Below are 22,621 nucleotides of genomic sequence, written 5' to 3' on the forward strand. Positions count from 1 at the left end.
ACTGCTGTAGTTTAGCGTCAAATATAGTTATATTTGCATAATTTTATTCTTAATGCAGTTACTAGTTTTTATTTTAGTTTATCCTATACTTTGGGTTGTTTCTATATTACCACATACTTTATTTTATGGGGTTTCTAATATTATGTACTTTTTTGTATTTCGTGTATTTGGTTACCGTAAAAAAGTAGTTTTAGACAATTTAAAACTTACATTTCCTGATAAGTCAGATGAGGAACTAAAAACCATTAGAATAAAATTTTATAAACATATGTGTGATATGTTTATGGAAATGGTAAAAACAATGAGCTTGTCTAAAGCTAAAGTAAAAAAAAGGTTTAATGTTGTTGATATAGACAAACTTAAAGCCATTGAAAAAAATAAAAGTATTTTATTAGTTTGTGCCCATTATGCCAATTGGGAATGGATGGTAAGTATTAATAACCTTATAGATACTGAAGGCTATGCTGTATATCAAAAAATTGCTAATAAGTATTTTGATAAATGGATAAGAAACTTAAGAGCACGCTGGAACACTACTCCCATTACACAAAAAGATACCGTAAAAACTGTTATTAGAAACGAAAAACGGGGAGTAAAAGCTATATACGGTATGGTAAGCGACCAATCTCCCCAGTACTCTAGAGCCCAACACTGGAGCAATTTTATGGGGTTAAACGTGCCTATACACAACGGAGCAGAAACTTTAGCTAGAAAACTAGATTTAGCAGTAGTGTATGCAAAAGTGTCTAAAGTAAAAAGAGGATATTATAAAGTTGAATTTATACCTATAACTTTAGCTGGCAAAGAAACCGAAAAAGATTACATTACTGAAGAGTTTTTAAGACTTACTGAAGAGCAAATTAAAGAAAAACCTGAGTATTATTTATGGACGCACAAACGTTGGAAACATGCGGGTAAAAAACCTAAATTTGACAAATAAAAAAACTCATTGCCTTTAAAAGCAATGAGTTTTTTGTTTTAACACAGCCTGTATATTACAAACCTGCTACTTCTTTAATTTCTGCAATTATACGGTCTGCAAGCTTATCTGCTTCAGCCTGACTTTTGTCTTCTGTATATATTCTAATAATTGGCTCTGTGTTAGACTTACGCAAGTGTACCCAATTTTCTGCAAAATCTATCTTTACACCATCTATTGTAGATATATCTTCATTCTTATATTTATCTGCCATAGCAACCAAAATACCATCAACATCTAAACCTGGTGTTAATTGTATTTTCTTTTTGCTCATAAAATAGCTTGGGTAACTAGCTCTTAATTCTGCAACAGTACCACCCTTTTCTGCCATAAGCATTAAAAATAAAGCTGTACCAACTAAAGAATCTCTACCATAATGACTTTCTGGGTAAATTATACCTCCATTACCTTCACCTCCAATAACTGCGTTATTAGCCTTCATTTTAGTAACTACATTTACTTCTCCAACTGCAGCAGCTTCATACGTGCCACCGTGTTTTTCTGTAATATCTCTAAGTGCTCTAGAAGAAGATAAGTTAGATACAGTATTACCTTTAGTTTTACCCAATACGTAATCTGCACAAGCAACTAAAGTATACTCTTCTCCAAACATTTCACCATCATTGCTAATAAAAGCTAAACGGTCTACATCTGGGTCTACTACAATACCAAAATCTGCCTTTTCTTTAACTACCAATTCACATATATCTGCTAAATGCTCTTTTAATGGTTCTGGGTTATGAGGAAAATGACCTGTAGGATCACAATATAATTTTACAACTTCTACTCCTAATTCTTCTAACAATTTTGGTATTGCAATACCACCGGTAGAGTTTACACCATCTACAACTACTTTAAATTTAGCTGCTTTAATTACCTCTTTATCTACCAATGATAAGTTTAAAACTTCATCAATATGTATATCTATGTAAGAGTCATTTTTTAAGATAGATCCTAAATCATCTACATCTGCAAAAGTAAAATCTTCTTTTTCTGCTATTGCTAAAATTTTAGCCCCTTGTTCTGCATTTAAAAATTCTCCTTTTTCATTTAAAAGCTTTAAAGCATTCCATTGCTTTGGGTTGTGGCTAGCCGTTAATATAATACCACCATCTGCCTTCTCTAAAGGCACTGCAATTTCTACAGTTGGTGTAGTAGACAAATCTAAATCTACTACATCTATACCTAAGCCTACCAAGGTAGATACAACTAAATTCTGAATCATTTCTCCAGACAACCTAGCATCACGGCCAATAACTACTTTTAATTTATCTTTTTTAGCATACTCCTTTAACCAAATACCATAAGCAGCAGCAAATTTTACTGCATCTAATGGTGTTAAATTTTCTGAAGGCTTACCCCCTATTGTTCCTCGTATTCCCGAAATAGATTTGATTAGTGTCATATATATTATAAAAGTTTTTACAAATATACATGTACAAAAGCAATTCTTATGTTTTGAATTTGTAAATTCGATTTTAAGAATGCTAATATCGACTTATGAATTTTCTTGCACACATTTACCTTTCTTTTGAAGATGATGAAATTACTATAGGGAACTTTATAGCAGATAGCATTAGGGGAAACAAGTACAAACACTTACCTAAAAAAATACAAAAGGGAATTACCTTACACAGGCATATAGATACTTTTACAGACGCGCACAAAACGGTACGTAAAAGCACTAAAAAATTACACGAAAATTACGGACATTATAGCGGTGTAATTGTAGACATTTTTTATGACCACTTTTTAGCTAAAAATTGGAAGAATTACTCTGATACTCCTTTGGATGAATTTGTAGAAAAATTTTATGATCTTTTAGAAGACAATTATCTTATACTACCAGAAAACACAAAGCGTATGATGCCTTATATGATTGCTGATAATTGGATACTTAGTTATGCAAGCTTAACGGGTATTTCTAAGGTTTTAGACGGAATGAATAGACGTACAAAAAACAGATCTAAAATGAATTTTGCCATTGTAGATTTAAAAGAACATTACAATGAGTTTGAAGATGAATTTACTTCTTTTTTTGAAGAACTAACCACCTTTGCAAAACAAAAATATACGTCTTTACTTGAAGAAGAATAAACACTATTTCTTCTTATTACGTTTATTATAGTTTTTATCTCCTCTTGTTTTTGGTTTCTTATATTTTCTGGCAATTTCAAACTTATAAGAACCACCTTTATTTACTTTTTTATTTTTCTCTTTCTTTTCATGAAAGCTAGCACCTCTTTCTTCTGCATTAAGATTAATAGGATTGTGGTGCTCTAAAATTTTTGGTCGCTCTTCTGGTATTAATTCTTTAGAAATTTCTACACTTTCTGGTATAGTAATAGTTGGTATTTTATAATCCATTAACTCCTCAATAGCATCTTTATACTGCTCTTCCTTTTCTGTATAAAACAAAATAGAATTTCCTTCTTCCTCTGCTCTACCTGTTCTACCAATACGGTGCATATAGTTTTCAGGAAAAGTAGGCGTATCAAAATTAATTACGTGAGATATTTTATCTAAATCTAAACCACGTGCCATAACGTCTGTGGTTACCAATATTCTATTAATACCTTCATCAAACTGGTTTATAGAACGTATTCTGTAATTTTGAGTTTTATTAGAGTGAATTACACATAATTCATCAGAAAAAATTTCTTCTAAAGAATTAAATAAACGATCTGCAAAACGCTTATTGGCAACAAAAACTAATACTTTTTTATAGGTTTCTTTGTCTTTTAACAAGTGTACCAATAAATTTGCTTTGGTATAAAAGTTAGGTACAGCATAACAAGTTTGCGATATATTATCTAACGGAGTACCACTTACGGCAATAGATACTTTTTCGGGATTTATAAAAAAATCGTTTATTAGTGTTTCTACATCATCTGTCATTGTAGCAGAAAACATAATGTTTTGCCTACGAGTTGGTAGCAATTCAAAAATATTAGTTATCTGAAAACGAAAACCTAAATCTAGCATTACATCTACTTCATCTATAACTAATTTTTTTATAGATTTTAATTGCAAAGCTCTTGCCAAAACAAGATCATATAAACGGCCAGGTGTTGCTACAATAATATCTGATCCTTGAGATACTGCTTGTGCTTGCGTGTTCATATTTGTACCACCATAAACGCCCATTACGCGTACATTAATGTACTTAGTAAAACTGTTTATTTGTTCTACAACTTGCAAAACCAATTCTCTTGTTGGCACTAAAATTAATACTCTTGGATTTTTTTGCTTAGAAAAAGCCAAATCTTGTAAAATTGGCAACATATAAGCAAAGGTTTTCCCTGTACCTGTTTGTGCAATACCTATCATATCTTTACCAGACATAACTACCGGGAAAGCTTCTTTTTGTATAGGTGTTGGAGTTGTAAACCCTAAGTCGTCAATTGCATAATGCAATTGTTTTTTAAGATTAAAGTCAGAGAAAGATTCCATTTATAATATTTTGGACAAAGTTACAAGTTATTTTCTAGTCGTATAGTTATGACTACAAAATTAGATTTAAAAAAAACGGTCATACTAAATATGACCGTTTTGTATACAATATGTTGGTATTGTACTATATTCTTTTTACACGAACGGCATTCATACCTTTCATACCTCTTTCTAGTTCGTAGCTTACTTTATCATTTTCAGATATTTCATCTATTAAACCACTAACGTGTACAAAATACTTTTCGTTATTTTCTGCGTCAATAATAAAGCCGAAACCTTTAGAAGTGTCAAAGAAAGAAACTTTACCGTTTCTTACTGGATCTTCTTCTTCCATTTCTTCTTTCTTAGGAATACCTATAACAATACTTTCTGCGTCAACTTTAACTTTTTTAGTTGGATCTGGAGGCGTATCGGTAAGGTGTCCATTTTCATCAACGTACGCAATCATATCTTCAAACTCTCCACCTTTAGAGTTTGCTTTTCTTTCTATTTTACGCTTTGCTTTTTCTTCACGTTTTTTTAAACGTTTTTTTTCTTTTTCTTTTTTACCGAATGTCTGTTGCGATCTCGCCATTAAAATTAACTATTTTTTAGAATTGTACTTAGCCTGTATAGCTCTTTAAAAAGGAATGGAGTAAATACGTAGATGGGCGACTTTTGCTTAAGAACCTGTCTAAAAAGATCTAGAGTCAGGATTTATAGGAACCACGTGTTTGTGTATTTAAACTTTCTTTTAGGCTACAAATATACAAAATTTAAAATATAAATTAGTATTAAGCTGTTTTTTCAAAGTTAATTTTTTGATAATTAATGGTTTTAAAACTTTTAAGCTTTATTTTAATATTTCTTTTACTTGTATTTTAAGCTCTGGTAACACATCTGTAACAAACCATTTATTTTTTGCTTGCCATATATTATTTCTTGGAGACGGATGTGGTAGCACCATATAATTTGGCAAATATGTGTGGTAATTTTTAACCGTTTGTGTAAGTGTTTTTTCTGCTTTATTTCCTAAATAGTAAGACTGTGCATAAGCACCAATTAAAAGTGTTAAACGTACATTTTTAATACCATTTAAAATTTGCTTATGCCATAAAGGAGCACATTCTTTTGTTGGTGGTAAATCTCCTGATTTGCCTTTGCCTGGGTAACAAAAGCCCATAGGAATAATAGCTACTTTATCTGTATTATAAAAATCTTCTGTAGATATTCCCATCCAGTTTCTTAAGTTTTCTCCACTTTTATCGTTCCAAGGAATACCGGTGTTATGCACTATGCTACCTGGAGCCTGACCAACAATAACAATTTTGCTTTTTGCAGAGGCACTAACTATTGGCCGTGGCCCTAAAGCCAATTTAGCACTGCAAACAGTACACTTTTTTATTTCTGACAATAACTCTTGCATATTACACAACCAATTTAAAAATTAAAACCATGTATAGTATAAGTTTAGACGTAAAACTTTAAACAATTATACTTTTTTTAGGTTATTAAATTAGAGGTTGCAGGTAATAATATTTAATTTTGTAAATATTTTGATTATACACACCCTTAAAAACATATATAATGAGTTTACTTTCTGATAATGTAATACCTGGTAACCACGGTAAAGTATTTACCACAAACGCAAAAGAACAAGTAGAAGTTGCTAAAGTTGTAGAAGCAATACTTACGGTTAATGGTATTAAAGATGTATTAGTAAATACTGACGTTTTTCCTGCTGAAATTACAATACATACTACAGAAATAGTTGAAATTGAAAAAGTTGAAAACGCAGTAAAACCAACTGGCTTTCATGCAATTCCTAAAGGAGGATTATTTCATTTATAAACACTATATTTTAAAAAAAATAAAAGCAGCCTAATTATGGCTGCTTTTTTTATTTTGATGCTATGCTAGTTACTCTAGTTCTTTAAGTAAGTTTTCTGCAGAACTGGTTATTTTTACATAACAATTGTATCCCCATTTAGACACAACTAATAGTAATACTACTAATACAGGAACTAACCAAAACCAAGTTGTATTTGGAGTTATAAAAACATCTTTGTTTTTATATAGTTTAGAAAAAACAGGAATAACTAATAACAATGCTACAAAATTTAAGTAAATACCTAATTGTTGTACTAATAGCAGCTTATTTTTTGCCTTTAGATATTTTTTTAACGTTACTGCATAGCTAGCAACATCAATATTTATAGCTTTAATAGCATACAAATATTTTAAAACTAAAGCTGGTAATGCTACAAAGTAAACCGTTAAAAGTACACCACACAAAGCCAAATACCACGTGTTTAATTTACCAAAATTAAAAACTATTACAATAGCAGCTACAAAGCAAACTAAAGCTCCTAAAGTTTCATAAGTTGCTAATTTTCCAAACTTGTTTTTATAACGCTCTTGTGTCATTTTCATAACTAATGTATTGGTTATTTTTTTCTGTTTTTTTAAATCTTTATCCATTTGTTGCCAAACAGCTTGCATTTCATCAATATTCATAATTATTGCTTTAAAATGTTATTCTTTAATTTTTGTTTTATTCTTGAAATTTTGGTTCCAACATTACTAGTGGTAATACCAACAATTTCTGCTATCTCTTCATATTTTTTTCCTTCTAACAGCAATAACATAAGGGCCTTTTCTAATACATTTAGCTGCTGTATTTGGGCATAAACAAGTTTTAATTGCTCTTCATAAATAGGGTTATAATCTTCTGCTTGTTGCACAATTACTTTCTCTATAGGCACGCTCTTAGGTTTTTTAGTGTGCTTTTTAATTTTTGTTAATGCAGTATTTAAAGCTACTCTGTACAACCAAGTACTTATTTTAGATTGGTTATTAAAACTATCAAAAGACTTCCAGAGTTGGTATACAATATCTTGATAAAGATCTTGCTGATCTGCTTTATTATTAGTGTATACAGTGGTAACCTTAAATATTAATCCTTGGTTGTTTTGTATAAGCTCTACAAATTTTTCTTCCTTGCTCATAAGCAACTTTAATTTATAATATTAGTATAAGTTACCTTAAAAAAATCACACTTTTAAGCATAAAAAAACCTCTAAAAATTTAGAGGTTGTTTATTTGCTAAAGATTACAGACAATTTTAATGTGCAATACTGTTGTAATCTTGTTGTGTATCTACATCAATTTCTTTACCATTAGGTTCTACCATTACAATTTCACTTGCGTGTTTTATAAGAATCTCTTTAGCTCCAAAATCTTCATTTAATTCTCTTAATTCTGCATAGTATTGAGAATCAAAAATAGCAGGTACACCTACTCTTTCTCCATAGTTTGTTGCAACAATGGTACTAACCGATGTAGAAAACAGACTTACCATTTTAGTAAGGTATGCACTGTCTATTAATGGCTGATCTGCCAATGATATTAAAACAGCACTGTACTCTTCGTCTAGTTTTTGTAATTCTACAATTCCGTGAGCAATAGAACTCCCAAGCCCTTTCTTCCAATTTAGGTTGATAAAAACTTGTTCTTCTTTTACGTTAATTTGTGTTTTAATTTCGGCTGCGTTTGCACCTAGAACTACATAAACATCTAACAGAGCTGTGCCCTCTGCTTGTTGTACTGCATTACCCAAAAGTGTTGTATCCTTATAAGGTAATACTTGTTTAGTTTGTTGCATTCTAGTTGATGAACCCGCAGCTAAAATAATATTAGCTATTTTCATTGTTATAGTTTAGTTGTGTATTTTTCCAATTTTATCTTTTAATCGTATAGGTTTTGTTTTTCTTATTACTGTTAATATTTCTGCTACTATTGCTATAGAAATTTCTTGTGGTGTTTCTGCTCCTATGTGTAAACCAGCCGGACCGTGAATTACATCTAAAAAAGCATCATTTACCTCTGGATAATGTTCTATAAACTCATTTAATAATTTTTCTCTTCTGGTTGTTGGCCCTAATAAACCTATGTATATTGGCTGTGCTTTTTTTAATGCCAATAAATACTGTAGATCTTTTACATAACTATGCGTCATTAAAACAACTGCGGTTTGGTTATCTATTTTAGAAACCTCTAGTAGCTCTGGCACTGCAACTTGTATACTCTCTGCTCCAGGAAAATCTGATAATTGTTTCTCTTCTTTAGGAATAACACAAACGGTAACTTCCCAACCCGTTAAGGCAGCATAAGATGTTAATTGTACAGCATCATGTTCTGCTCCAATAATCATTAATTTAAAACAAGGCTTTAAATTTTGAGTAAAAGCAGGTAGTTCTTTATTAAGTTGAAACTTATCATAAACTGCATATTTTTTATTAAAAAAACTAAAAACAGATCCAAAACTACCATTTTCAGCATCTTTTTGCTCAAAATATGATGTAATACTAAAATCATCTCTATCTGCTACTACTTTCCAAAACGTATCACAAAAAACTGTGTTTGGTGTAAAAGACTCTAGCAAAACATATAAAATACCTTCACAACCTAATCTATATCTACCATCATATGTCATTACCTTAGCTACACCAGTTGTAAAAACAGTTGCAGCTTGCCTTACTACTTCTTTTTCTACACAACCACCGCTAACAGCACCAACGGTTTCTCCGTTCTCTAATATAAGCATACGTACTCCCGGACGCCTGTATGATGAGCCATTTAGGGCAACAACAGTTGCTAAAACAGTTTTTATATTTTGCTGTTTAGCTTTAGTATAAGCCGTTACAATTTTTTTAAGTTCATGCGTCATTTTACAATAATCTCCTTGTTTGTATAAAAGGTACCAAAGTTCCTTTGTTATAACTGTTTTTGTTTGGGGCTATACAAATAAAGCCATCGCAATTTGCCAAACTGGTTAAATCACCAGAACCGTTTTCTATAATTCTGTTTGCAAGTAGTTTACCGTTAGTAAAAGTAACTTTAACACGTAAAAATAAGGTTAAACTACCTTTATTATCAAGTTCTTCGTTTAAAATAACATAATTATTAGAAACCGTTAAACCTAAGCTTTTATTTAACCAAGGTTTAAAATAAATATGGTAGTTGGCAAAAGTAGATGCTGGGTTACCTGGGAACGAAAAAATTACTGTATTAGTTGCTTTGTGAACCCCAAACCAAAATGGTTTTCCTGGTCTTTGTAATACTTTATGAAAAACTTTTTCTACGCCTAATTCTTCTAATGCTATTGGTAAAAAATCAAATTTACCCTTACTAACTCCGCCACTCAGCAACAATACATCATTAGTTTTCAAAGCTACCTCTAAAGCATCTTTTATAGCCTCCTTACTATCTTGTAAATGTAACGTTTGCGCAAGTATGTGTTCATTTAGCAAAGCCGCATATAAAGAGTTTATGTTAGATTTACGTATTTGGTGCGGTAACGGAACTTCTGCAACCTCTACCAACTCATTACCTGTAGCAATTGTTGTAATTTTAGGTAACTTTTTAACCCATACCTTAGCTGCGCCAACAGCAGAAAGCACACCAATTTCTGCTGCAGTAATTAGTGTATTTTTACGTAATACAGTGGCACCCTTAAGCTCATCACTACCCTTTATATGTATATTTTGACCTTTAACTGGCTGTTTTTGTAATTTTGCAAAACCATTATGTATTACAACATCTTCATACATTACCACTACATCTGTACTTTTGGGTACAACTGCGCCTGTCATAATCTCTACACATGCCGTTTTATCCTTAAGTTCTATTGTAGGGTTACCTGCTGGTATTACCGCTTCAATTTTAAATAAACTTTGACCATCATTTATTGCAGAGAAAGACAATGCTATACCATCTTTTGTTGCTCTGTTAAATGGCGGAAAATCCCTGTCAGCCTTAATATCTACAGATAAAACTCTACCTACAGCATCTTTTAACAGTACTTGTTCTGTACCGTAATCTACCGTGTGTTGCAATACGCTATTATATGCTTCTTTAAATGTTATCATTTACACTATTTCTATGCTTTTAAAAGCATTTATACCACCTTCTACATTTACTACACTTATAGTTTTTTCTGCTAGTTGGTTTTGCGCTATTTTGCTACGTTTACCTGACTGACAAATAACATATGTTGTGGTATTATTTTTTATTTTGGATAGATGAAAATCTAACTCTGCAAGTGGTATATGTATAGAGTTTGGTATATGATAAACATTGTACTCATTAATAGTACGCACATCTATCAATTGAAAATTGGTATTATTATCAACTAACTCTTTAAATTCTTTAATTGTGATTGATGCTCCTGTAGCACAACCATTATCACCATAAGAATCTTCCAGTTCAGTACGTTTTAAATTCTTATTTACAGCTGCAAATTTTATTTTATTATAAGTTTGATGCAAACCATTGAATAATAATAATTCTCCAGACAACACCTCTCCTACTCCTGTTAGTAACTTTACAGTTTCTAAAGCTTGTAAATTACCAATTATACCAGGCACTACACCAAGCACTCCGTTTTCATTACAATTAGGTATTTCATGAGCAGAAGGCATATTAGGAAACAAACAACGGTATGTTGGTCCGCCTTTATAATTAAAAACGCTTAGCTGACCTTCAAAACCCTGTATTGCTCCAGAAACAAAAGGTTTGTTTAAAATAATGCAAGCATCGTTAACTAAATATCTAGTAGCAAAATTATCCGAAGCATCTACAACCACATCAAAACCAGAAACTATATCTAAAACATTATCCTTTGCTAAAAATGTATTGTACTGTTTAAATAATGTATTGCTATTTTGAGCTTTTAATTTTTCTATAGCTGTTGCTAACTTAGATGCTCCAACCTCAGCTTCTGTATACAATACCTGACGTTGTAAATTGGTAATATCTACAGTATCTGCTTCTACCAAACCCAAAGTACCAACACCCATTGCGTTTAAATATTGTAAAACAGGAATGCCTAAACCGCCTACACCAACAACTAGAACCTTTGCTTTAGCTAGTTTTTCTTGTGCAGCATCACCAAACTCCTTTAAAACAGTTTGTCTAATGTACCTCATATTCATAGATAATAATTATTTAGCAAGTTGTTCTTCTATTTTTTGCAATGCAACATCATATTCTTCTTTAGAGTTTGCATTAAGCAATACTTTATCTTGTTCTGGATACACAAGTTTACAATCTGAATTAATTAAAAATTTACGCGGACAACTACCATTACCTGCATTTAAATACGCTTCAGATTTTTGCAAAGCCTCTGGTTCCCAAATTGCACATAAAGGTTCTGGTAATTTACTTTCTTTAGTAGCAAAAGCAGTTGCCAGTTTAGTGTTATCTCTTTCTTTTATTAGTTGCTGTAGAGCAGTTAAGTCTAGCAAAGGTAAATCACAAGCTACAATCAACCAAGCTACATTAGAGTTGGTATTATATGCACTTAACAAACCATTGTACGGTCCTTTAAATTTATTTTCATCTACAATAACATTTGTAGTATTAGAAAATTCTTTTTTTTGATCTTCTCTAATACTGTAATACGTTTTACTACATAGTTGTGCTAGTAAATTGTATAAATATTCTCTTTGCGGAATATTATGGTAGGTAATTGCACCTTTGTCTGTTCCCATTCTAGTGCTTTTACCACCAGCTAATACTAGTCCGTATAGTTCCGTTTTATTCAAAATAAAAAAGTTTTAGATTGTTTATGCAGGCAATTATCCGCCAATAGATGTCATTGAATTGCTAAAAATACCATCGTATTTTTTTTGAGCTTCAAATCCTGTTTTTGCTCTACTGCCTACTGCTTTTAAAATTTGTTGTTTTACAGCTTCATCAGAATTTCCTTCTCTTAAAATAGCTCTTAAATTATTGCTTGGTTTGGCATATAGACACGTAATTACATCTCCGGTGGCAGAAATACGCAACCTGTTACAAGACCCACAAAATGTTCTACTAAAAGACGGTATTAAACCAAAAGTACTTTTATGGCCTTTAATTTTATAATTGATAGAAGTTGATGTAGCAGGAGACTCTAATTTTTCAATTTTAGGAAAAGCAGTTTTAATATGATTAAATATACTTTTGTAATCCCATTTTATGGTTGAAAACTCCTTAGAACCTCCATTAAATGGCATTTCTTCTAAAAACCTAATAGAAACGTTGTAATGCTTCATTAGTTCTAAAATAGAAATTATATCCTCTGTATTTTGTCCGTCTAAAACAATAAAATTAATACGTACATTAAAACCTTCAGAAATTAATTTAATTAAATTGCTGTAAACCGTGTCATACGTATCTCTACGTGTAATTTTATTAAAGGTTTCTTTATTTATAGCGTCTAAGCTTACATTTATATTGGTAATACCTAATTGTTTTAACTCACTAATATACGGGCCAATTAATGTTGCATTGGTGGTTATAGAGATATCATTTAAACCATTTAAAACAGCTAGTTTACGTAGTAAAACCATAAGGTCTTTGCGTACAAAAGGCTCGCCACCAGTAATTCTTATTTTATCTATTCCCTGAGGCACAACAATTTCACTAAGTTTTACCAACTCTTCAATGGTAAAAAGCTTATTATTTTTGGCAAAGTTAATTCCCTCAGACGGCATACAATAATTGCAACGCAAATTGCATCGATCTGTAACAGCTAAGCGTAAATAATTTATTTTTCTATTATGATTGTCTATCAGCATTATTCTCCTTTCGTTTGTATAACTATTATCCGCCACTTACTGGTGGTATTAAAGCAACCTCATCTGTATCATTTAATATGCTATTGTGTTCTGCATAAGCATTATTAACAGCAATTGCTAATGACGACAGTTTTCTTAAATCTGGATATTTTTCCTGTAAGTAGGTATGTAAATCACCTACTGTTTTTTGTGTATTGGTTGTAAAGTTAGTAACGTCTAACACACTAGAACCTATAATATCTTTGGTTATTCCAAATAGTAAAATTTTCATATTTAACCTATAATCTCTTTTTTCTGCACTTTTAAATGTTCTGGGTTTTTAGTAAAAGGCTGTTGTGTAAACCTATGCCCTGTTACTGCTTTTAATGCATTAGCAACTGCTGCACCTGCTGGTGGTAAGGTTGGTTCTCCTAAACCTGTTGGTGCTAAATTGTTTTCTACAAAATGAGTTTCTACTACCGGAGCTTCTTTCATTCTTATTAACCTATATGTATCAAAATTTTTAGAAGAAGGCACTCCTTTATCAAAAGCAAAATCGCCATACATTGCATGACCAATACCATCTACAACACCACCTTGAGCTTGGTTTTCTGCACCTATTGGGTTTACTACAATACCGCAATCTATAACACAGGTAACCTTTTTAACTACGGGCTGGCCATTTACCACTTCTACATCTGCAACCTCTGCTACGTGAGAGTTATGACAATAATACGCAGAAAAACCTTGGTAAGTAGTATCTGAAGTTTTTCCCCAGTTAGATTTTTCTACTGCTAATTTTATAACATTCTCTAAGCGTTCTGGAGAATACTGTATTTTTTCATCTGTAGTACCTTTAACTTTTTGCAACAGGTCTAGTCTCATTTGCACACGGTCTACATTTAACTCATCTGCAAGTTCATCAAAAAAACTTTGCTCTGCAAAAGCTAAAAAATTGGTATAAGGAGCACGCCAAGCACCTGTTGTAACTTTACTTTGGTAATTTGCAGCATCAACCTTATAATTCTCTATAGCTCCAGCCGGAAAAAAGTTAGGAATTAATCCGTACATATTACCATTAACAGCAGCCTCTCTTAAATGATAGCCTGTTATTTTACCATTTTTAATAGCTGCCTTTATTTTATATTTAGATGCCGGCCTGTATATACCTGCCGTCATATCATCTTCTCTAGAGTAAACAACCTTTACTGGCTTTTTAGCCAAGTTAGATATAGTTGCTGCCTCTATAGCAAAATCTCCATATAAACGTCTGCCAAAACCACCTCCCATACGAGTCATTTCTAAATGCACCTCATCAGGCTTTCTACCTAAACTATTTGCTATACCAGCAGCAGTACGCTGTGGTGTTTGTATAGGACCCACCAAATGAATTTTATCTGCAGTTACATTTGCATAAAAATTCATAGGTTCCATACAATTATGAGGTAAAAAAGGAGCTTCATAAGTACGCTCTAATATTTTATCTGCTTCTGCAAAAGCTTTATCTACATTACCGTCTTCACGTAATACCTTAGCATCTTTATTTTGTAATAACTCTTGCAATATTTTGTTATGGTCCTCTGTACTTTCTAATTCTTCTTCAGTTTTCCACTCTGCTTTAATGCTATTTTTTGCTTTAAATGCAGACCAAGTATCTTTTGCTAGTACTGCAATTTTATTTTCAAACTCAATAACATCTATAACGTTACTATATTCTTTAGCTTTAGAAGCATCAAAAGAAACAAGTTTTTTACCAAAAGCAGGCGGGCGCACAACTGCAGCATACACCATTCCATCTGCTTTATAATCTAAACCAAACAAAGGCTTACCTGTTATAATTTTATCAATATCTACATTTACAGCATCTGTACCAATTATGGTAAAATCTTTAGGGTCTTTTAAGGTAACATTCTCTGGAACATCTAATACTGCTGCTTCAGTAACAACAGCTCCATAACCTAATGTTTCTCCTTTTGCATTTGTAATTACTCCATTTTTTGTAGTACAGCTACTAGGGTCTACTCCCCAACGGGCTGCTGCTGCATTTACTAACATTTGCCTAGCTGTAGCACCAGTTTGGCGTAGAGGCTCCCAACCAAGACGTATAGACTGGCTACCACCTGCTACTTGCCTTTGAAAGTTTACAGTATCTAAATCTCCTTGTATAACGTTTACATTGCTCCAAGCTACATCTAACTCTTCTGCTATTAACATAGGCATAGCAGTTTTTACACCCTGACCTATTTCTGGGTTTGGAGAAAATATACTTACAGCTCCGTTTTCTGCTATTTTTATGTAGGCATTAAAATCTTTATAATCTAAGTCTGCAATATCTACAGGTGCTTTTGCATTGGGTTTACAAGAGTTAAAAAGATTAAAACCAATTAATAATCCGCCACTTGCCAAAGAGGATGTTCTTATAAAATTTCTTCTACTAAATGTTATTTTTGAGTCTGACATAGTTGTTGCTTTTAAATTGAGTGATTAGGCTAATTTATTAGCAGCAACTTCTACTGCTTTATGGATTCTGTTATAAGCTGCACATCTGCAAATGTTACCGTGCATTGCACTTTTAATTTCTTCTGATGACGGACTACTATTTTTTGCTAAAAAAGCTGAAGCCGTCATTATTTGTCCCGCTTGGCAATATCCGCATTGTGGTACATCTACCTCTTTCCAAGCTTCTTGTACAGGGTGTAAACCTTCTGTAGACAAACCTTCTATTGTTGTTACCTCCTTTTCTGCTATAACACTAATTGGTGTAGAGCAACTACGCACAGCATTACCATTTATATGCACTGTACATGCACCACACTGACCAATACCACAACCAAACTTAGTACCTACTAAATTTAATTGATCTCTTAACACCCATAATAAAGGTGTATCTTCACTAACATTTACTGTTTGTTCTTTTCCGTTAATCTTTACTGTGTATGCTGGCATATTGGTTAATTTATAGGTGAAACAATTAAGAGTATAACTTTATTAAACACAATTTACCAAAAAAAATAAGATTTACTGGTACAATTTTAACTATTACTAGCTGTGTAACTATTTAATAACAAACCTTAACATTTTTTAACAGGCTTTACCATAGCAAGTCATAATTTTGTACGTTTACCGCCGTTAACACTAATGAACATAAATTATTATATATGAAATTGAATTTGAAGATTTTTTCTATTTTTTGTTTAACGTTACTAGCTATTTCTTGTGGCAACGCAGATGATGATGTAGATTTTGACTTTAACGATAAGGGTGAATTAGGAAAAGGAACAACAGTAGATGATTGTCTTGGTTTTGGCGAGAATGATCTAATATTATCCATACAAGAACAATACACAGCTAAACCCTCTAAAGTATCAGTCTTTTTTAAAGTATCTGACGCAGACGGCAACCCTGTTGTTGGTTTAGTAGAGGATGATTTTACAATATATGAACAAGGTAGAAATGATGATTGTTTTAATAAAATATCTACTACCGAATCATCTAAAAAAATATCTCCAAACGGACAAATTTTTAATAACAGCACACTACTTGTATTAGACTTAAGTAAAAGTGTATTAGATAGTAGTTTAGACGAATTAAAAGCTGCGTCTATTAGTTTTATTAATAATGTGATGCCTGAAGAAGAAGACAAAAGTGATTCTTTTACAATGAGTATTCATTGGTTTGATGGCGAAGATAAATTACATGAGCTAAACCCATTAACTTCTTCTAGAGACGAGTTAGTTGCTGCAATAGAAAGTATTACAAGTACTATTAGCTCTGATGCCTCTACAGATTTATACGGAGCAGCAATAAGATCTACAGATTTAGCAAGTAAATATTTAAAAGATAATACTGCTAAAGATGTTATTGGTGCAGCCTCTGTAGTTTTATTTACAGATGGTACAGACCAAGCGTCTAGATACACTAAAGCTGCTGCCTTAAAAAAGGTAACAGATGCAGATCCTAACATATCTTTCTTTTCTATTGGTTTAGGTAGTGAAATTGATGCTGAAATTTTAAAAGAACTTGGTAAAACATTTAGTGTATTTGCCACTAATAAAGAAGAGTTAGAAACTACATTTAATGAGATCTCTACTAAAATATCTGAAAGAGCAAATAGTTTTTACTTATTTGAGTACTGCACTCCTAAAAGAGATGGTAGTGGCACAAGTAATTTGGTAATACAAGTAAAAAAACAAAATAGAGAAGGCGCTGTACAAACTAAATTTAGTGCAGATGGTTTTACAGGAGGTTGCGGCTTATAACAATATTAAAATTAACACCTATAAATTAAAAGAGCTTCTGTTTAGAAGCTCTTTTTTTATGTTTAAAAAGTAGGGTTTTCCTAGCTATAGTTGTTATACTAACATACCAAGCAATTGTTATTTACACTTACAATTGCAAACCAATTACTAACACTATAACATATATTAAAATGGGAATACTAAAAGAAATTATCCACGAAAGTGCCATTGGCAACAAACCAGTAATTTACAAAGCATTTGTAATAAGTGTATTTATTAGCATTGTATTAATTAGTTTTACAATGCTAACAACAATCCTAAGAAACCCGCAACAAGTAATTACAGGTTTTGGTTATTAATTACTTTAAAATTAGTCCGTTTTTAAAATAACCTTTTTTAGTTTTCAAATCTATTAAATACCCATTAACAATAGCGTACACTAGCTCTCCATTTTTCTCTAAAAAGAAATTAGGATTTTTACCAGGTGTTAAACGCATTACTTTAGGTAGCACATAACCAGTGTTTACTATATGTAATGGTAATTGGGTATTTTTTAGTTTAACTGGTACTTTATCTACAGGTACATACATATACCCCTCTTTTAATAAAGCAAAAGCGTTAAGCTTAGAAAACTGCTCTAAGCTTTTTAACGTTTTTGGATATTTTTTTGCTTGTACTGCAGTATAACCTTCTGCATTAAAAGTGGTATAGCCGTAGTACGTAGACAAATCTCCTTGATCTGCTATTCTACCTATATTATAAAAATTTGTGTGCTTAGGGTTATCTATTTCTGTGTGGTTAACCCCTATGTCTAACTTGTATGTTTTACCTAACAGATTATAACTAACATTCGTCATTTTTAAGTCGAACATTTTTCTATCGTTTTCAGGGATTTTATTATAATCGTCTATAGCAATATTAGCATAAGATCCATTTGCAATAGTGTATATAGCAGATAAGATAGATACGTAATTTAGCTTACGTATTTCTTGTTTCTCTACATCATCATAATTACCACCAGACTCTATTAAAATAGTACTTGTTCCCCACTTTTGTATATTATCACCAAAAGCACGCGGCTCAAAATCATCATTATAACGCCCTACTTGTCCTGGTGCATATTTTTGTACAATACTGTTCATATAAACAATTACTTTCATAGCATTTGCACGTACTTCATTAATATCTTTTTCATAGTTATATGCTGGCGCTAAATAAGATATAGTAGCAGGTTTATTTGTACGCTCTGCATTATAATACGTACTTTGGTCGTGTAGGTTAAAACCAAAATTAGCCTTAAGACTATCTCTTACCCTTTTTAATGTTCTACCTTCTGGAGATTGTAGATGCAAAGCATCCCTGTTTATATCTATACCCAGTGTATTTCTACGTGTATAATATTCTGCCCCATCCGGATTTAACATTGGCAAAAAATGAAGCGTTAGCTTACTTAATATTTTTTCTTTTTCTTTCTGAAACGAATTAGCATCTAAAAAATTGAGAATATCAAAAATAGCCTGTGTTGCAGTAGGTTCATCTCCGTGCATTTGAGACCATAAAAACACATTTATTTTCCCTGTGCCTATACTCACTAAAGAAATGCTACGTCCTTCTATAGATTCACCTACTTTAGTTACCTTAAACTTAGCGTTATTAGTATACTTTTTTATTAAAGGTTGCAAGTCTTTATGTTTTATTCTTCGTTGTTTTAAAGACAATTCTTTGTATGTATTATAAGTGCTATGTAAACCATTAGTTATTTCTGTTTCTTGTGCACAAACAACAACTGTAAAACTTAATATAGTTACTATACTTAAAATTAAAGATTTCATTATTGTATAAATTTATATTACTGCAAGATAATGAATGGTATTAAGCAAAATCTACTATTTTTGAAAAAGAGATTAACCAATTTTAATATGAAAAATTTAAAAAGACTTTTACTACTTATAGTGGTAGTTATAATTGTAGCTGTTGTTTATAACTACCCTAAACTTAATATGATTTCTGGCTATGCAGCAAAAAATATGGCATCTAACGTTTTTATTGCTAACAGAACTGCAGAAGCAGTTAATAAGGTAGATAACAACGTTCCGTTAATAAAACTTGCCAAGTCTAAGGTAGATAATAAATCTAAAAGCGCCACATCTTCTGTCTACGGTTTATTGAGCCGTAAAGCTGTGTACAGAGACGGTTTGGGAGCTGTTTTGGTAAATGATGATTATGACCCTACTAAATTTACATTACAACCGCATAGAGATTTTACTAACACGGGATTGCCTTTTCCTTACGGTAATAAAAAACAAAAAGATACTGTTTTTGCTAATATAGATTACACTAAGTTATTAAAAGCAATAGGTTTAGGCTTCTCTAATCCTGATGTACAAAAAACAAGAAGTACAATTGTTATATACAAAGACCAAATTATTGCAGAACAATATGATGGTGGCTTTACTAAAGACACTAAAATTTTAGGTTGGTCTATGACAAAAAGTATTGTATCCACACTATATGGCATATTACAGTGCAACGGCAAATTAAACGTAAGCCAATTAGCTCCTATTCCTGAGTGGAAAAATGATAACAGAAAAAATATTACTTACAATCACTTACTACGTATGCAAAGTGGTTTAGAATGGGATGAAAACTACACTGAAATATCTGACGCTACTAAAATGCTTTTTTTAGAGTCTGATATGACTTCAGTACAACTAAACAAAGAAGCTATTGCTAAACCTACAGAGATTTGGAATTATTCTTCGGGTACATCTAACCTATTATCTGGGTTGCTTAAAAAGAAGTTTAACTCACACCAAGAGTATCTAGACTTTCCTTACACTAGTTTAATAGATAAAATAGGAATGCACTCTATGTTAATTGAAGCAGATATGGTGGGTAATTACGTAGGCTCTTCTTACGGATGGGCCACTACAAGAGATTGGGCTAAGTTTGGATTACTGTATTTACACAAGGGAAATTGGAACGGAGAAAGGATTTTTGATGCCAATTGGGTAGATTATGTTGCTAAACCAACAGCACACTCTAACGGTACCTATGGTGCACACTTTTGGCTAAATGCTGAAGGTAGGTTCCCAGATGTTCCTAAGGATATGTACTATGCAAGTGGATACCAAGGACAGTATGTTTTTATAGTACCATCTAAAGATTTAGTAGTTGTTAGAACAGGGTTGGCTACTTACCCTATTTTTGATTTAAATGGTTTTTTAGGCGGAATTGTTAAGGCTATAAAATAGATGCAAAATAGCGCTACAACATACTTACTTGTGCTAACCACAAATAAGGTACTGTTTACAACAATAAATTTTTAAAACTATATACTGATTATATATTTACAGTGTAGTTTAGTTAGTTAGAATAAAATTTTTCATTTTCATATAGTGTTCTCACAAAAGAGTCTTGTTTTTGCCGACAAGACTCTTTTTTTATTTAATACACTAGCTTAAGGTTAATTATTCTCTTTTTAAAAGCATTTATACAGCGCTGTAAAATTTGTTACATCAAAAAAGACTATGCTTACCACATAAAAGAGCTCTTTTACAACATAAAGTTTTAAAACCTTTATACTCTATATATATTAGTAGTGTAATTAAAATAGAATAAAATTTTCATTTTCATATAGTGTTCTCGTAAAAAGAGTCTTGTTTTTGCCGACAAGACTCTTTTTCATTTTATGCACTATTACAAACAATACATACTGAAAACAAAAAAGTGCTCAATTACTACTGAACACTTTTTGTTATTTTACTATTTATAAAAATTATTCTTCTGGCGGGTAACCGTGTATTTTTTCAAAATCTCTATCAAAATTCTCTCGTAAATAAGCTGTTAATCGCTTCTTATAATCGTCCTTTAACCAACTTAAAAAATTATAAGTACTTCTACTAATACACTTTGCATACATTTGTATACGGTAATCTATATCTACATCTAACAATTTAGCTAAAGCTAAAGCATCATAAACATCTTCGCTATTTTCTATACAAATTTTTGCATGTTGCTCTATAGAACGCTCCAATACAACTTTAGAAGATTCTCCTGCAGAAACAGCATTTACATAAGTTTCTTTAATATCAAAATAAACCTCTTCTGACTTAGCAAATTGCTCACGAATTTCTTCTGGCATTTCATGCTTAAAAGTGCTTTCTATTTCTTCATCGTTCTTTAAACGATCCATATAGAAATTAGGGTTATGAAAAATTGTTTGCCAATCTAAATCTGCTCCCCAAGGTCCAAATCTATGGTAATTATTACCTAAATCTATTACTGTAAATTTAGATTTGTTATTAAGTATACGAGAACCACGACCAATCATTTGGTAATACAAAGTTAATGACTTAGTAGCCCTGTTAAGGATAATGGTATCTATAGTAGGTTCATCAAAACCAGTAGTTAATATACTTACAGATGTTAGTATAGCATCTGGAGTTTCTTTAAACCATTTTAATATTTGTTTACGCTGTTTTTTTGTAGCTGTATTATCTAGGTGCATTACAGGAAAACCAGCATCTTTAAAAGTATAATATACTTGTATAGATGTATTAATACCGTTATTAAATATTAATGTTTTTTTACCTTTAGAGTGTTCTTTATAAGCTTCTACAAGCTTATCTAACATTGCAGTACTAGAGTATAAATCTTCAGAAGATTTTACAGTATAATCTCCATTAGAGCCAATTTCTAATGAGGTTAACCCCATATTATATTGATGAACTTCTGCACGAGCCAAAAACTCATTTTCTATAAGAGAACCAATGCTTTCTCCAGTAATTAACTCATCATAATTATCTTTCATTGGCAAGTTCTTATTAGAACTTAACGGTGTTGCCGTGACACCCAATATAAAAGATTTATCAAAAAACTTAAATAATTTAGTAAATGAGTTGTAGTGTGCCTCATCAATAATAACCAATCCAATATCAGAAATATCTAACATATCGTCATTCAAACGATTGTTAAGTGTTTCTACCATTGCTACAAAACAGCTATACCTTTCTTGGTCATCTAAATTAGCAGTACTATTTACCACCTTACTTATTACACCAAAACTATCTAACATTTTAGATGTTTGGTTACACAGCTCTACACGGTGTGTCATTATTAACACCTTTTTTTGGTGGTGCTTTAAGTATTGCCTAACTATTTCAGAAAAAATAACAGTTTTACCACCACCTGTTGGTAATTGGTATAGTAAGTGATGGTCATCTGGAGCTGTTTCAAATCGCTCAAAAATTTCATTTAAAGCTCCTTTTTGGTAGTCATACAGCTCTTTATCTGTCTTCTTTTCTTGTAGTTCGAAAGCAGTCTTCGTCATAGTATCCATATCTAATTGGGCTGCAAAAATACGCTCT

Annotated in this window: 23 protein-coding genes; 6 read left to right on the forward strand and 17 right to left on the reverse strand. The window is 31.8% G+C overall.

Annotated features, from left to right (window positions below):
- Positions 1 to 52 precede the first annotated feature (52 nt).
- A complete protein-coding gene (locus tag KLA_RS03245) occupies positions 53 to 940 on the forward strand; it encodes a lysophospholipid acyltransferase family protein (RefSeq protein WP_034643771.1) in 888 nt (295 codons plus the stop codon).
- 55 nt (positions 941 to 995) lie between these two features.
- On the opposite strand, the gene glmM is transcribed toward KLA_RS03245, so the two are convergent.
- Entirely contained in the window at positions 996 to 2,384 is a 1,389-nt protein-coding gene (gene glmM / locus KLA_RS03250; protein ID WP_034643776.1) for a phosphoglucosamine mutase, read from the reverse strand.
- A gap of 95 nt (positions 2,385 to 2,479) precedes the next feature.
- Between glmM and KLA_RS03255 the strand changes: the two genes are divergently transcribed.
- Positions 2,480 to 3,076, forward strand: coding sequence for an ACP phosphodiesterase (locus KLA_RS03255; RefSeq protein WP_034643780.1), 597 nt, complete (start codon positions 2,480 to 2,482; stop codon positions 3,074 to 3,076).
- Positions 3,077 to 3,079: 3 nt separating this feature from the next.
- Here the strand turns inward: KLA_RS03255 and KLA_RS03260 are convergent, their stop codons facing one another.
- From KLA_RS03260 to KLA_RS03270, 3 genes are all read right to left on the reverse strand, one after another.
- Positions 3,080 to 4,432 (reverse strand): DEAD/DEAH box helicase, encoded by a 1,353-nt coding sequence (locus KLA_RS03260; RefSeq protein WP_034643783.1) that lies wholly within the window; start codon positions 4,430 to 4,432, stop codon positions 3,080 to 3,082.
- A gap of 124 nt (positions 4,433 to 4,556) precedes the next feature.
- Positions 4,557 to 5,006 (reverse strand): cold-shock protein, encoded by a 450-nt coding sequence (locus KLA_RS03265; protein WP_013622372.1) that lies wholly within the window; start codon positions 5,004 to 5,006, stop codon positions 4,557 to 4,559.
- 258 nt (positions 5,007 to 5,264) lie between these two features.
- Entirely contained in the window at positions 5,265 to 5,837 is a 573-nt protein-coding gene (locus tag KLA_RS03270) for a uracil-DNA glycosylase family protein (protein ID WP_034643788.1), read from the reverse strand.
- 161 nt (positions 5,838 to 5,998) lie between these two features.
- Between KLA_RS03270 and KLA_RS03275 the strand changes: the two genes are divergently transcribed.
- Complete coding sequence (locus KLA_RS03275) at positions 5,999 to 6,262, forward strand: hypothetical protein (RefSeq protein ID WP_034643790.1); 264 nt, start codon at positions 5,999 to 6,001, stop codon at positions 6,260 to 6,262.
- A 69-nt stretch (positions 6,263 to 6,331) separates the two neighbouring features.
- Here the strand turns inward: KLA_RS03275 and KLA_RS03280 are convergent, their stop codons facing one another.
- The 11 genes from KLA_RS03280 to KLA_RS03330 form a co-directional block, all read right to left on the reverse strand.
- Complete coding sequence (locus tag KLA_RS03280; RefSeq protein ID WP_034643793.1) at positions 6,332 to 6,928, reverse strand: hypothetical protein; 597 nt, start codon at positions 6,926 to 6,928, stop codon at positions 6,332 to 6,334.
- Positions 6,929 to 6,930: 2 nt separating this feature from the next.
- Positions 6,931 to 7,419 carry an RNA polymerase sigma factor gene (locus KLA_RS03285; protein WP_034643796.1) on the reverse strand — a complete coding sequence of 163 codons (489 nt, stop codon included), beginning with the start codon at positions 7,417 to 7,419 and terminating at the stop codon, positions 6,931 to 6,933.
- A gap of 116 nt (positions 7,420 to 7,535) precedes the next feature.
- Positions 7,536 to 8,120 carry an NTP transferase domain-containing protein gene (locus KLA_RS03290; protein ID WP_013622367.1) on the reverse strand — a complete coding sequence of 195 codons (585 nt, stop codon included), beginning with the start codon at positions 8,118 to 8,120 and terminating at the stop codon, positions 7,536 to 7,538.
- A gap of 9 nt (positions 8,121 to 8,129) precedes the next feature.
- Positions 8,130 to 9,140 carry an XdhC family protein gene (locus KLA_RS03295; RefSeq protein WP_034643801.1) on the reverse strand — a complete coding sequence of 337 codons (1,011 nt, stop codon included), beginning with the start codon at positions 9,138 to 9,140 and terminating at the stop codon, positions 8,130 to 8,132.
- Position 9,141: 1 nt separating this feature from the next.
- Entirely contained in the window at positions 9,142 to 10,341 is a 1,200-nt protein-coding gene (locus KLA_RS03300; RefSeq protein ID WP_034643803.1) for a molybdopterin molybdotransferase MoeA, read from the reverse strand.
- Positions 10,342 to 11,406 (reverse strand): HesA/MoeB/ThiF family protein, encoded by a 1,065-nt coding sequence (locus tag KLA_RS03305; RefSeq protein ID WP_034643806.1) that lies wholly within the window; start codon positions 11,404 to 11,406, stop codon positions 10,342 to 10,344.
- A gap of 9 nt (positions 11,407 to 11,415) precedes the next feature.
- The gene (locus KLA_RS03310; RefSeq protein WP_013622363.1) at positions 11,416 to 12,018 is read right to left on the reverse strand and encodes an NTP transferase domain-containing protein; all 603 of its coding nucleotides are present in this window, start codon (positions 12,016 to 12,018) and stop codon (positions 11,416 to 11,418) included.
- Between the two features lie 33 nt (positions 12,019 to 12,051).
- Entirely contained in the window at positions 12,052 to 13,035 is a 984-nt protein-coding gene (gene moaA / locus KLA_RS03315) for a GTP 3',8-cyclase MoaA (RefSeq protein WP_051456029.1), read from the reverse strand.
- A 25-nt stretch (positions 13,036 to 13,060) separates the two neighbouring features.
- Positions 13,061 to 13,306 (reverse strand): MoaD/ThiS family protein, encoded by a 246-nt coding sequence (locus tag KLA_RS03320; protein ID WP_013622361.1) that lies wholly within the window; start codon positions 13,304 to 13,306, stop codon positions 13,061 to 13,063.
- A gap of 2 nt (positions 13,307 to 13,308) precedes the next feature.
- Positions 13,309 to 15,474 carry a xanthine dehydrogenase family protein molybdopterin-binding subunit gene (locus KLA_RS03325; protein ID WP_034643814.1) on the reverse strand — a complete coding sequence of 722 codons (2,166 nt, stop codon included), beginning with the start codon at positions 15,472 to 15,474 and terminating at the stop codon, positions 13,309 to 13,311.
- Between the two features lie 24 nt (positions 15,475 to 15,498).
- Positions 15,499 to 15,960 carry a (2Fe-2S)-binding protein gene (locus KLA_RS03330; RefSeq protein ID WP_013622359.1) on the reverse strand — a complete coding sequence of 154 codons (462 nt, stop codon included), beginning with the start codon at positions 15,958 to 15,960 and terminating at the stop codon, positions 15,499 to 15,501.
- A gap of 212 nt (positions 15,961 to 16,172) precedes the next feature.
- On the opposite strand from KLA_RS03330, the gene KLA_RS03335 reads away from it, so the two are divergent.
- Positions 16,173 to 17,273 carry a vWA domain-containing protein gene (locus tag KLA_RS03335; RefSeq protein ID WP_034643818.1) on the forward strand — a complete coding sequence of 367 codons (1,101 nt, stop codon included), beginning with the start codon at positions 16,173 to 16,175 and terminating at the stop codon, positions 17,271 to 17,273.
- A gap of 170 nt (positions 17,274 to 17,443) precedes the next feature.
- Positions 17,444 to 17,611 (forward strand): hypothetical protein, encoded by a 168-nt coding sequence (locus tag KLA_RS18050; RefSeq protein ID WP_161633453.1) that lies wholly within the window; start codon positions 17,444 to 17,446, stop codon positions 17,609 to 17,611.
- On the opposite strand, the gene KLA_RS03340 is transcribed toward KLA_RS18050, so the two are convergent.
- Complete coding sequence (locus KLA_RS03340; RefSeq protein ID WP_034643822.1) at positions 17,612 to 19,084, reverse strand: M14 family zinc carboxypeptidase; 1,473 nt, start codon at positions 19,082 to 19,084, stop codon at positions 17,612 to 17,614.
- Positions 19,085 to 19,171: 87 nt separating this feature from the next.
- On the opposite strand from KLA_RS03340, the gene KLA_RS03345 reads away from it, so the two are divergent.
- Positions 19,172 to 20,506, forward strand: coding sequence for a serine hydrolase domain-containing protein (locus tag KLA_RS03345; RefSeq protein WP_034643825.1), 1,335 nt, complete (start codon positions 19,172 to 19,174; stop codon positions 20,504 to 20,506).
- A 524-nt stretch (positions 20,507 to 21,030) separates the two neighbouring features.
- Here KLA_RS03345 and KLA_RS03350 read toward each other — a convergent pair.
- A complete protein-coding gene (locus tag KLA_RS03350; RefSeq protein WP_034643977.1) occupies positions 21,031 to 22,584 on the reverse strand; it encodes a DEAD/DEAH box helicase in 1,554 nt (517 codons plus the stop codon).
- Positions 22,585 to 22,621 lie beyond the last annotated feature (37 nt).

This window comes from Cellulophaga geojensis KL-A, assembly GCF_000568425.1.
GTDB classification, from domain to species: Bacteria; Bacteroidota; Bacteroidia; order Flavobacteriales; family Flavobacteriaceae; genus Cellulophaga; species Cellulophaga lytica.